Origin of the sequence: Trinickia symbiotica (assembly GCF_002934455.1) — a bacterium.
In the GTDB taxonomy this organism is placed as follows: Bacteria; Pseudomonadota; Gammaproteobacteria; order Burkholderiales; family Burkholderiaceae; genus Trinickia; species Trinickia symbiotica.
The window spans coordinates 210,027-221,683 of the sequence record NZ_PTIR01000010.1 but is presented as its reverse complement, the minus strand read 5'-3'; the positions used below and the strand labels follow the sequence as shown (position 1 = coordinate 221,683).

Below are 11,657 nucleotides of genomic sequence, written 5' to 3'. Positions count from 1 at the left end.
CCGCATGATAGCGACGGCCGCGACCTCAGCAGGTCAGCCGCCGAACACCGGCAAATCTAGTTGTCGCCACCGGCAAAAGTAATTGTCGCCAGACAAGCGTCGATCCACCCCCGCCCAAGCCATCTCGCGCAACCGCGCGCGCAGCCGCGCCACTGCTTGACTGCGCAACGGGCAAACCCGCGATTCACTGACCTCCATCACCGCGCCGATCTCGCGCAGGTTCATAACGGCTCCCAGCCGCGATCAAACCGATCGTGCCGGCCCGGATTAGCTCGTCGAAAGAGATGTGTGCGCGCGACCAGTCCATTTATGAGATATGCAATCTCAATAAATACAGATATTTTTGCGATAGAAATTCAATAAGAAAATACAATCGCTCAGACATTGCATCGAAACAGGCAAAAATGCGAATATTCTCACGCGGCGCCGCAAAGCTAGCATTTAGCTTCAAATGTCAATTCTCACACGGAGGACGCAATGAAGAAGATCTCGCTCGAACCAACCCTTTCGTACCAATCCAACGACGCATACAACACGCCAATCGGTGCACCTGTTAGCCAGGTCGCGCACTAATTAGAGCCGCACCGCGACGGCCGGCGCGGTGCGTGCGGTCTGCCCAACAATAAACACCCTGACAAATGACACCATCGATTTTCTTGCGCGTCAGCGACGGTCGACTATTTCTATGGGATTATCGCAACCACAACCAGTACGAGCTCGACATCACATACCTACAAAGAATAATTGACATTTCCAGTGGCAAATCAACACTTGACTCACCGATCGATGAGCAAGTCTTGAAATCCGGAATATTCGATAAATGCGAGCCCGCACCGTGGGGCTGGGACTGTCTGTCTCGAATTTATCATGTCGGAAGCCAGATTCCGGAGCTAACAGAGGGCAACGAGTCTAAGGAAGATCCTTACGCGGGTTACATTCAATATTGCATGTCCCTCGCAGATAAGATTCCTGCCATGTTTCATGAACCTTTAGGGCAGCGCGTCGCACTCCCCGCGCCAAGCTTGCAAGCGTTAGGTTCCATGTCATTGCGCTCTGCGTTGTGGAAGCGACAGACTTGCCGGGCGTTTACTAGCGCACCGATTGATATCCAACTCGTCTCCGACGCCTTGTACGCGACTTTCGGTGCGGTACACGGTACGGAACGAACAGATCTCAAACGGTTAGGGCTGGTGCCCGTGGGGTACCGGCGGACTTCCCCTTCCGGCGGCGGACTGCATCCGAGTGAGCCGTATCTAATTGCGCTCCGTGTCAACGGTCTGGAATCCGGCATCTACCACTACAGTTCAGACAAGCATTGCTTGACTGCTGTAAGAAGCGCATTGACAGAAGGCGAACTTGGCCATCTACTCTGCCGTCAGGATTTTTGCGAAGCGATGGCATATGGAATATTTGTCACGTCCACCTTCAGTAAGCTGTGGTGGAAATATCCGCATTCCCGAGCATACCGCGTTGCTTTACTCGACATCGGTTGCCTTGCGCAAACCTTCCAGCTCGTCTGCACGGCTCAAGGCGTGCAATCCTGGATCACGGGATACTTCAGAGATCACAAAATCAATGAGCTTTTAAAAATCGATGAAGAGACAGGTTCCGTTATGTTCTTTCTCGGCGCAGGGATCGGCAATGGTCCCGTAGCGCCAGAAGCCCTCGCAGCAGCCCGCTCGGCAATTCACGATCAATGAGGTGCACATGCGAATCGTTGCGTTCAAGCCAGGTCATGACGGGCATATTGCGCACATAACCGATGGTACCCTTAGGTTAGTGATAGAAGCTGAGAAAGACTCCGGCTTTCGATATGCAGCAGTAGACGGCACCCTATTTGCCGAATCTCTGCAGCTGATTGACACATCCCCTGACGTCTTTGCGCTAAGTGGATGGGCGACCGGCGCCAATCCCAATGGACGGTCCATAGGTGCGGGCTACTTCGGCGTCAACGCTGTGGAACACCGGCGGACGTCCATGTTTGGCGTACCACTTCAGCATTTTTCGTCATCGCACGAACGGTCCCATGTCCTATGCGCCTATGCGCTATCACCCTTCCCCCAGGGAACACCATGCTACGCATTGACTTGGGAGGGCTACATCGGCTCTTTCTATGAAGTCGATGCCAACGTCAAGGTACGAAAACTTGGGGATATTATGCTCGGACCCGGCGTGCGCTATGCAGCCGCGTATGCCATCGCCGATCCGACATTCGCTCTTCCTCCGGGCGGCATACGGCTTGGGGACGCCGGCAAGCTTATGGCGTTGGCCGCCTATGAAAATAATATAATTGCTACACAGCAGGAACGCGCACTCCTCTCTAAACTGCTGAGTTCACCTCTTAAACCACCCGATTTTTGCAAAGACGAATTTAGCGAATTCGATTTGTTCGATAGTGGCACTGAGTCAACGACATCGAAGCGGATGGCCAGATTGATATCAGACACGATCTTTGCTTACTTCAAGAATAAGATATCGCCGATGGTGAATGAAAGGCGCCCACTGCTCGTCAGCGGTGGGTGTGGCCTCAACTGCGAATGGAACCGTGAGTGGCTTGATACAGGCTTGTTCAGCGATGTATTCGTACCGCCATGTACCAACGATACTGGAGCGGCTATCGGTACTGGGGCAGACGCACAGTTCCACGTCACGGGTAATGCAAAGTTGCGCTGGGATGTATATTGCGGCTTACCCTTCACAGATGACATTGGAGCCGACCGGCATGCTCGTCTGGGCAGTTTCGTTAGGGTCTCGAACGATCTGCATTGCTGCCAGACTTCTGAGCAGGGGAGCAATCTTGGGTTGGATTTCCGGCAGATCAGAGTTGGGGCCAAGAGCACTAGGCAACAGATCGATTCTGGCGGAACCTTTCCGCCGGGCCACACGTGTACGTCTGAACGACATAAAGCAACGCGAACAGTATCGGCCGATAGCGCCGCTGTGCCTTGAAAACGATGTCGACTTACATTTTGACCTGAACAGAAGTAGTCCGCACATGTTGTTCTTCGCTGCTTCAAAGACCGATACGCTGCAAGCGGTGACGCACGTCGATGGCTCTGCACGCGTACAAACGCTCAACGAAAAACAGCACCCGTTGCTTCATAGCCTGTTGCAGGCCTTCAAGGACGAGACGGGTGTCGGCGTATTATGCAATACCTCTTTGAATTTCAATGGTCGCGGATTCATTAATAGAGCATCGGACCTTGTTAGATATGGCGACGAGCATAACCTCGACGGATTCATAATAGAGGGTCTCCTTTTTTTAAGAGAAGAATCTGCGTTCAGGCATCTACCATGAATGGCTCTACCGTTCTTCGTGAATGCCCTGGATATACGTATCTTTTACTCCTGCGCGCTGTAGGCTCAATCATCATCTGGGTAGACTTCACGCTGATATTCTCCAGCCTGAGCTATTATTGGCAAGCCAACGCAATAACCATCGGGATTGCATCGGCCCTTTACGGCTTACCTGGCTTATTACTAGGACCATATTTTGGCAAACTGGCAGACATTCGGCACCCGATATCTCTGCTAAGGGCCAGCTACAGTTGCCGTGCCGCAACGTCGCTGCTGCTGATGCTTTCGCCGAATGTTGATGTCTTTGTCGTCTTAGTGTTTCTAAAAGGCTTGAGCAACCTTGGGTCAATGCCCGCGGAGCAGGTGATGATCAGATTGATGCTGAGCCCGGCGCAGGTTATCGAGAACGCACGCTGGAGCACGGTCATTGATCAGTCGCTTAAAGTGGCGGCACCATTGATCGGCGCCATGATGACAGTGCTATGCCAGCCACAATTGGGGTTCTTGCTGCCATCGGCGCTCGCACTCGCGGCGTTGCCGGTCTTGCATGCCTTAAAGCAACACTACCCCAGGGCAGCCGCCTGCTCTGCCAACGCCAAGCGCCCCGAACCGTGGGCACTGATCGAACTGTGCCTATCGAACGTAGGATTCCGGACCGCCCTCGTCGCGGTCTTGATACAGACTGCAGTGCTTGGACTCTATGATCCTCTTTTAGCGCTGTTCTTAAAGCAGCAAGCCTTTCCCGCGGGCACCTTCGGAACCATCGTGAGTTGTACCGCTGCTGGGGGAGTCGCCGGCGCAGTCATTTTTAAGCGCATGTTTGCCGCAACAACTCCCGTTCGCGTCGCTTCCATTGGGCTCACCGGTTTCGGGCTGACCGTGGTATTGCCTGGCGGTCTCAGTTCGTTAAATTGGCCGCTACCCGAATATGCTCTGCTTGCCCTCTGGATCGCGAACGGCGGCTTTTATGGCATCACGGCCATGACTTTCGGCGTGGTGATGCAAGCAGCATCGCCATCGCACTCTTTAGGCACGATCAGCGCGACAGCGCGGAGCGTCCAGCTAGGCACGCTCGTGCTGGGTCCACTGATTGGCTCAACGCTCGCGAGGATATCGTCGATTCCGACCGTCTTTTTAATTAGTGGCATTGCTGCAGTCGTAGCCGGCGCATGGCTGTACGCCCATTGCCCGACTATGCAAACGCAATGCGACAACAACACGGGTCAAGCGAACACCGGCTCCACCGATTGAAGCCACGCGTCGAGCCTCAATCCACCCCCGCCCAAGCCATCTCGCGCAACCGCGTTCGCAGCCGCGCCACCGCTTGACTATGCAGCTGGCAAACCCGCGATTCGCTGACCTCCAACACCGCGCCGATCTCGCGCAAATTCATCCCGCGCTCGTAATAGAGCGACATCAAGAGCTTCTCCCGCTCCGGCAGCTTCTCGATCGCCTCGACGAGCGCCGCGCGCAGGCTTTCATCGAGCAGCGCCGACAGCGGATCCGTGTGATCGACGCAATACCGATCGAGAAACGGCTCGTCGTCGGCCGACCGATCGAAATCCTCGTAATAGATGAGCTGCGAACCATGCAAATCCTGCAGCATCGTCTGATATGCATCGAGCGGCATCTTCAAATGGTCGGCGATCTCCGTCTCGCTCGCCGAGCGCCCGAGCTTCTGCTCGACCTGATGCACGGCCGATTCCACTTCGCGGGACGTCTTGCGCAGGCTGCGCGGCAGCCAGTCGTTGTTGCGCAGCTCATCGAGCATCGCGCCGCGAATCCGCTGGCTCGCATAAGTCTCGAACTGCGCGCCTTGATCTTCCTTGTAGCGGCTCGCTGCATCGAGCAGACCGATCATGCCGGCCTGAATGAGATCGTCGAGATCGACGCTCGCCGGCATCTTCGCCACGAGCTGCAGTCCGAGCCGTCTCACGAGCGGCGCGTACTGCGTCAGCACATCCGTCTGGGACATTTTCCCTTGAGCGTTGTACATCGAGGGCCCCCTTTTCTCCTGTCCCCTACGTGTTATGCATGCTGGCGCGCGGATGGCGCGTCAGCGAGCGCCGAGGCCGGCATCCCCGTGCCGACGAGCGCACTCGCGCGCGGCGAAAGCGCCGCGCGCATCGGCCAATAAATCATTTCAGCCGCAACGTGCCGGTAATCACGCGCGGCCGGCGCCGACGGAAACGCATCGACGACACAGCGCTCGAGCTCGAGCGCATGCTCCATCAGCGGATCCGACGCCACGCAGCCGGCATGTGCGATCGAAACGGTCAGATAACGCCCCGCCACCTCGGCGAGGTTCTCGAACGTGGTATGCGCATCGGCCAGGCTCGATACGTGATTGATGAGCACGCGAAACTGCCCGATCGCGTGCTCGTAGTGCAAACGTTTCATGCAGGCATACGCCTCGGTGATCGCCTGCGCGGCCACACGCGTGACGATCATGACGTCATGCGCCTGCGCGCCGAGGAGCGATAGCGCGCCCTTGCGATCGAGCCGCGCATCGATGAGCACGACGTCGGCCGGCCCGGAGAGCATGACGCCGAGCTGCGCCGCGCTGTAGCCCGCGCAGTTCTCGCGCGAGGCTGCCAGCACGGAAAAGCCGAGCTCATGCCGCGGCGCGGCCTCCTCGATACCGATTTCGCCCTGTAGCAGGGCGCGCAGACTGCCCGCGCCATGCACGCCGCCCAGCATCGTCGAGACGGAGTTCGCGCCAAGGCATTCGTCGATCACGAGCACGTCCTTGCCGATACCCGCGAGCGCGGCCGCGAGGTTGACGACCGTCGACGTGCAGCCGACGCCGATCGGTCCGCCCGTCACCGCAACGACGCGCGAGCCGGTCCTCGCGAGCAGCCTGCGTAAACCTTCGGCTTGGTCGGTGACGTGCTTATCCAAAGCGAACCTCGTGCAGCTCGGCGGTCGAACGGGTCGAGAGCGCCGACAGCAAGGCGGGAATGTCGTCGTCGTGCGGAACGAACGGCGAGCCGTCGCGCGGAATGCAAAAGGCGCTCTTGATCAGGAATTTCTTCGTGGCGACGTAGAGGTTTTCGGGCACTTTCTGCCCCGTCGACACGTAATGGACAGGCAGCTTGTAACGGATCACCGTGTCCAGCACGCCGCCGAGGTTCGTGGCTTCGTCGAGCTTCGTGAGGATGCAACCCGCGAGCTCGGGTTGACCGTCCGCGCTCTGGTAGGCCTGGACAACTTCATTGAGCGTGTCGCCATGACTCGTCGCATTGAGCAGCAAGAGGCGTTGCACGGGGTGCCCCGCGCCGCAGAGCATCGCGATCTGATCGGAGACGGTCCGATCGCGCTGGCTCATGCCGATCGTATCGATGAGCACGATATGTTTGTTGCGCAGCTCGGCAAGCGCGAGTTGAAGGTCGGCCGCGTCCTTCACCGCATGGACGGACACGCCGAGTATCTTGCCGAAAATGCGGAGCTGCTCGTGGCCGCCGATCCGGTAGCTGTCGGTCGTGAGCAGCGCCACCTTGCTTGCGCCGAAGCGCATCACGCAGCGCGCCGCGAGCTTGGCCGTCGTCGTGGTCTTGCCGACGCCCGTCGGCCCCATCAACGCGAACACGCCGCCGCGCTCCATCAATTCGTCTTCGTTCTCGAGCACGGGCAGATTGGCCGCGAGCACGGATTGAATCCAGTCCATGCCGGCGTCGACGTTCTCGACGGCGGGCAGGTTGTCGATGACCATTCTCACGAGCTGCGCCGAGAAGCCGGCCGCGAAGAGCTGCTTCGTCAGCGTGCCCTGCACGGGGCTGCGGCGCTGCCGGTCACCCCAGAGCAGCCCGGCGAACTGCTCTTCCATCATTCCGCGCAGCGAGGAAAGCTCGTTCATCACCGTGCTGCTGACGACTTCCTCGATGCGCGCACGGACCGCGTCGGCCACGGCGGCGGCACCCTCGGACGCACCCGCGCCATCGGCGCCGCGCGCCTTCGTCGATGCAGCAACCCCTTCGAAAGCCGGTGCAATGCGCGGAATGACGCGGCGCGCGGCGGCTTCGGCCGCCTCTTGCGCCCAGTCCGGCACTTCCGCGGAAGCCAGTTCCTCGGGCGACAGAATCTTGCCCGGCGTGCCGAGCCCCTTCGCCGCAGCCGCTGACGGTGTCAACGCGTGCGACCTCGTCGGGCTGGCCGTGTGCGCCGCACGCTGCTGCGCGGCGATGCGATGAGCGTGCTCGATGAGCCACGGATGCGATTCGACCATCGTCGGCGACGATTCGGGTGTACGCGACGCCGACGAACCGGCCGCAGCCGCGCCGTTCGCCGCTGCCGGCGAGGCGGAATGCGTGGTGCCAGGACTCATGGCACCGGCTTTCGCGGCAGCCGTATGCAACGGCTTCATTTCGACTCGCGGCTCGCGCAGCGCGAGCTTGCCAGCCGGCGCGGCGGCTGCAGCCGTGGTCAACGCACCGACATCCGAAATCGCGGCAGGCGCGAACGTATCGACCGGCTTACCTTCCGCATTCGTCGCTCCGACTTCCGCGCTTGCGCCGAACACGGCCGAGAACACATCCGGCATGCCGTTCGCGTAGGGGTTGGCGGGCATCATGCCCGACATGGGAGCGGGCTGCGCAGCCTGGGACATCGAGGCCGCAAGCATCGGGTACCCCGCCGCGGCATGCGCGCCAAGTGAGACATGTGCGCCGTCAGCGTCCTGCCCGCCTTGCGGGCGGCTGGCGAGGCCCGCGCCGTAGGAACCCGCGGCGCCTTGGCCATTTCCATTCGCGTTCGCGTTGTTGCCGGCCCCGTCGCCGGCACCCGGCGCGATAGCAGCGAGATCCGTATCGGCGAGCGCGACGATTTCCACGCTGCCGTCATCGTTGGTCCGGTTCGAAAGCACGACTGCGTCGGCGCCCAGGGCCTCGCGTACGAGGCGCAGCGCGTCGCGACTCGTCGCGCCGATGAATTTGCGGATATTCAAGCTAGACCCCCGATGAGGTTGACGACCTTGATCGTGCGTGTCTCAGGCACTTCGGCGTACGAGAGCACTTTCAATTGCGGCAGGCTGCGGCGCAAAAAGCGCGCGAGCATCGCGCGCAGCGCGTGCTGCACGAGCAGCACGGGCGGCAGCCCGGTGTTTTGTTGACGCACGATCGCGCGTTGCGTCTCAGCGAGAAGCGTATGGGCGAGACCCGGCTCGAGGCCCGGGTTCGCGCCCGTCGAAAGGGCCTGCGAGAGCACGCGCTCGAGATTTGCGTCGAGCCCCATGACCTGCATCTCGCCGCTGCCCGGATACCACTGCTGCGTGATCGCGCGCCCGAGCGCAAGACGCACGGCGGCCGTGAGATCGTGCGCGTCCGACAGCTTGCCGGCCTGCTCGGCGAACGCTTCGAGGATCGTGCGCATGTCGCGGATCGGCACGCCTTCCTCGAGCAGGCTTTGCAGCACCTTTTGCAGCGTCGCGAGCGAGAACATCTTGGGAACGAGGTCTTCGACGAGTGTCGGCGCATCTTTGCCGATGCGCGTGAGCAGCGCTTGAACCTCCTGCCGGCCGAGCAGCTCGGACGCATGCTGAACGACGAGATGGTTCAGGTGCGTGGCCACGACCGTGCTCGCATCGACGACCGTATAGCCGTACACCTGTGCCTGCTCGCGCAAGTTCGTGTCGATCCAGATCGCGGGCAGGCCGAAGGCCGGGTCTTTCGTCGGCGCGCCCGGCAGCGCGGCCGTGACTTGCCCCGGATTGATCGCGAGCCATTGGCCCGGATACGCTTCACCGGTGCCGACTTCGACACCCTTGAGCGTGATCCGATAACCGTTCGGACGCAGCTCGAGGTTGTCGCGAATATGAATGACGGGCGGCAGGAAGCCGATCTCCTGCGCGAACTTCTTGCGGATGCTCTTGATGCGCTTGAGCAGCTCGCCGTCGGCATTCTTGTCGACGACCGGGATGAGCCGGTAGCCGACCTCGAGGCCGAGCGTATCGATCATCGTCACATCGTCCCAGCTCGCCTCGTTGTTCTCAACGGGCGCCGCGGCCGGCGTCGATTCGACGAGCACCGCGCTCGCCTTGGCGGCCTCGGCGCGCTTCTTGAGGTGGCGGCCAAGCTGGATCAAGCCCGCGCCGAGCACCAAGAACGCGAAATGCGGCATGCCCGGAATGAGGCCAAGCAAACCGATGATGGCGCCCGTGATCAGCAGCACGCGCGGGTTCGTGAAGAGCTGGCCCGTGAGCTGCGTGCCGATGTCCTCGTCGGTGGCGACGCGCGAAACGATGACGCCGGCCGCCGTCGAGATCACGAGCGACGGAATCTGTGCAACGAGGCCATCGCCGATCGTCAGCAGCGTATAGGTCTTGCCGGCCGAGGCGAAGTCCATGCCGTGCTGCGCGACGCCGACGATGAGCCCGCCCACCACGTTGACGACCATGATGATGAGGCCCGCCACCGCGTCGCCGCGCACGAACTTGGACGCGCCGTCCATGGCGCCGTAGAACTCGGCTTCTTGCGCAACGGCCTGGCGGCGCTTGCGCGCGCCTTCCTCGTTGATGAGGCCGGCGTTGAGGTCGGCGTCGATCGCCATCTGCTTGCCCGGCATCGCGTCGAGCGTGAAGCGCGCGGCCACTTCGGCGATACGTCCCGCGCCTTTCGTGATTACCATGAAGTTGATGATCATGAGGATCGCGAAGACGACGATGCCGACCGCGAAGTTGCCGCCGACGAGGAAGTGGCCGAACGATTCGATGACGCGGCCCGCGGCGGCTGGTCCCGTGTGCCCTTCGAGCAGCACGATCCGCGTCGAGGCGACGTTGAGCGAAAGACGCAGCAGCGTCGAGAACAGCAGCACGCTCGGGAACGCCGCGAAATCGAGCGGCTTCATTGTGTACATGCTGACGAGCAGCACCATCACCGAGAGCGCGATGTTGAACGTGAAGAGCAGATCGAGCAGGAACGGCGGCAACGGCAGAATCATCATGCCGAGGATCATGCAGATCAGGACCGGCCCTGCCACCTTGCGCAAGTTGGCCTGGGCCAGCATCTGCGGGCCCTTGCCGAAGAGGCTTTGCACGCGCGCGTTCATGCCGACGCTCCCGTGCCGGCGTCACGCCCCGCTGCGCGGTTCGCGCGCGTCGTCCCCGACGCGAGCGCCTCTTCCTCTTCTTCGAGCGCGTCCTCGTCCGTGACAGGCCCCTTGTCGAGATCGGCGGGGACCTCGAGCTCGGTCGGCGCGGCCGGCACGTCGCCGCCGTCGCGGCGGAAACGGCGCAGCTGATAGACCCAGGCGAGCACTTCGGCCACCGCGTTGTAGAGCGTGCCCGGAATCTCGTGATTGAGCTCGACGTTGTGGTAGAGCGCACGCGCGAGCGGCGGCGCTTCGAGCAGCGGGATGTTGTGCTCGTCGGCGAGTTCGCGGATGCGGGCCGCGACGAGGTTGACGCCCTTGGCGATGACCCTCGGCGCGCGCATCTCCCCGTCCGCGTACTGGAGCGCGACGGCGTAATGGGTCGGGTTCGTCACTATGACGTCGGCCTTCGGCACGGCCGCCATCATGCGGCGGCGGGCCATCGCGCGCTGCTGCTGGCGAATGCGGCCCTTCACGTGCGGGTCGCCCTCGTTCTCGCGGTGCTCGCGCTTCACTTCTTCCTTCGTCATCCGCAGCTTCTTGTGGAACGACCAGAGTTGGTACGGCACATCCATCGCGGCGATGACGAACATGCCGGCGACGGTCGTTCCGCAGCAGACGGCGACGAGCGAGAGGCTATGGCCGATCGCTTTGAGCATGGGCTCGGAGGGCAGCGCGAGGATTTCGTTTTTGTGGTGCAGGACGGCGAGCACGCCGATGACGCCGACGACGAGCGTCTTCGCGATCGACATGCCGAGCTGGATCGGGCCATTGATCGAGAAGATGCGGCCGATGCCGGCGATGGGCGAAAGCCGCTCGGGCTTGAACTGCAAGACGTTGCTCGAGAGCAGCCAGCCGCCGAGCGCCATGGGCGCGAGGAGTGCGGCGAGCGCGGTCAGGGCGAGCACGGGCGCGACGGCGATCACCCCTTCCCGGCTGGCCGTGCCGGCGCCGATCAGCATGCGGTTCGTATCGACGACGTAGGCGTGGTTGAAGGTGAACGCGCCGCGCATCATGGCCTGCAGATGCAGGCCGATCGGGCCCGAGAGCGCCCATACGCCGAAAAATCCGGCCGAAAGCAATGCAAATGAAGCGAGCTCGCGCGAGCGGGCGACCTGCCCCTCCTCGCGCGCCTTCTCGAGGCGCCGGGGAGTGGCTGATTCGGTTTTCTCGAGGTCGCTATCCTCTGCCACCAGGCTTTCTCCGCTCTTCGCGCGGCGCAATGCCGCTTTTCACTGACACGGATTATTCCCGCTGGCGTCAATCGACGATCGGCG

Annotated in this window: 8 protein-coding genes and 2 pseudogenes; 4 read left to right on the top strand and 6 right to left on the bottom strand. The window is 61.4% G+C overall.

Features of this window, described 5'->3' with window-relative positions:
* Positions 1 to 102 precede the first annotated feature (102 nt).
* Positions 103 to 225, bottom strand: a pseudogene (locus B0G57_RS16510) (sigma factor-like helix-turn-helix DNA-binding protein); the annotation flags it as partial.
* 413 nt (positions 226 to 638) lie between these two features.
* Here B0G57_RS16510 and B0G57_RS16505 point away from each other — a divergent pair.
* The 4 genes and pseudogenes from B0G57_RS16505 (at position 639) to B0G57_RS16495 (ending at position 4,548) form a co-directional block, all read left to right on the top strand.
* Positions 639 to 1,700, top strand: a complete 1,062-nt coding sequence (locus B0G57_RS16505) for a SagB/ThcOx family dehydrogenase (protein ID WP_026229814.1) — start codon at positions 639 to 641, stop codon at positions 1,698 to 1,700.
* Between the two features lie 7 nt (positions 1,701 to 1,707).
* Positions 1,708 to 2,565 (top strand): annotated as a pseudogene (locus B0G57_RS32260) (carbamoyltransferase C-terminal domain-containing protein); the annotation flags it as partial.
* Positions 2,489 to 3,298, top strand: coding sequence for a carbamoyltransferase C-terminal domain-containing protein (locus tag B0G57_RS31760; RefSeq protein WP_324603309.1), 810 nt, complete (start codon positions 2,489 to 2,491; stop codon positions 3,296 to 3,298). The pseudogene B0G57_RS32260 and the gene B0G57_RS31760, both read left to right, overlap by 77 nt.
* Positions 3,295 to 4,548, top strand: coding sequence for an MFS transporter (locus B0G57_RS16495; protein WP_018441507.1), 1,254 nt, complete (start codon positions 3,295 to 3,297; stop codon positions 4,546 to 4,548). The genes B0G57_RS31760 and B0G57_RS16495 overlap by 4 nt, the downstream gene beginning before the upstream one ends.
* Positions 4,549 to 4,564: 16 nt before the next feature.
* Here B0G57_RS16495 and B0G57_RS16490 read toward each other — a convergent pair whose 3' ends face one another.
* The 5 genes from B0G57_RS16490 to flhB are packed head-to-tail and all read right to left on the bottom strand — an operon-like array spanning position 4,565 to position 11,573.
* Positions 4,565 to 5,293 carry an RNA polymerase sigma factor FliA gene (locus tag B0G57_RS16490; protein ID WP_026229813.1) on the bottom strand — a complete coding sequence of 243 codons (729 nt, stop codon included), beginning with the start codon at positions 5,291 to 5,293 and terminating at the stop codon, positions 4,565 to 4,567.
* A 32-nt stretch (positions 5,294 to 5,325) separates the two neighbouring features.
* Positions 5,326 to 6,198 (bottom strand): MinD/ParA family ATP-binding protein, encoded by an 873-nt coding sequence (locus tag B0G57_RS16485; protein WP_018441505.1) that lies wholly within the window; start codon positions 6,196 to 6,198, stop codon positions 5,326 to 5,328.
* Positions 6,191 to 8,239 (bottom strand): flagellar biosynthesis protein FlhF, encoded by a 2,049-nt coding sequence (gene flhF / locus B0G57_RS16480; RefSeq protein WP_018441504.1) that lies wholly within the window; start codon positions 8,237 to 8,239, stop codon positions 6,191 to 6,193. The genes B0G57_RS16485 and flhF overlap by 8 nt, the downstream gene beginning before the upstream one ends.
* Complete coding sequence (gene flhA, locus B0G57_RS16475; RefSeq protein ID WP_018441503.1) at positions 8,236 to 10,338, bottom strand: flagellar biosynthesis protein FlhA; 2,103 nt, start codon at positions 10,336 to 10,338, stop codon at positions 8,236 to 8,238. Before flhA ends, flhF begins: the two co-directional genes overlap by 4 nt.
* The gene (gene flhB / locus B0G57_RS16470; RefSeq protein WP_018441502.1) at positions 10,335 to 11,573 is read right to left on the bottom strand and encodes a flagellar biosynthesis protein FlhB; all 1,239 of its coding nucleotides are present in this window, start codon (positions 11,571 to 11,573) and stop codon (positions 10,335 to 10,337) included. Before flhB ends, flhA begins: the two co-directional genes overlap by 4 nt.
* Positions 11,574 to 11,657 lie beyond the last annotated feature (84 nt).

Bases quoted from the DNA above. Each gene is read 5' to 3' on its own strand.
- B0G57_RS16505 (WP_026229814.1), top strand. From the start codon at position 639: ATGACACCATCGATTTTCTTGCGCGTCAGCGACGGTCGACTATTTCTA.
- B0G57_RS31760 (WP_324603309.1), top strand. From the start codon at position 2,489: ATGAAAGGCGCCCACTGCTCGTCAGCGGTGGGTGTGGCCTCAACTGCG.
- B0G57_RS16495 (WP_018441507.1), top strand. From the start codon at position 3,295: ATGAATGGCTCTACCGTTCTTCGTGAATGCCCTGGATATACGTATCTT.
- B0G57_RS16490 (WP_026229813.1), bottom strand. From the start codon at position 5,293: ATGTACAACGCTCAAGGGAAAATGTCCCAGACGGATGTGCTGACGCAG.
- flhA (WP_018441503.1), bottom strand. From the start codon at position 10,338: ATGAACGCGCGCGTGCAAAGCCTCTTCGGCAAGGGCCCGCAGATGCTG.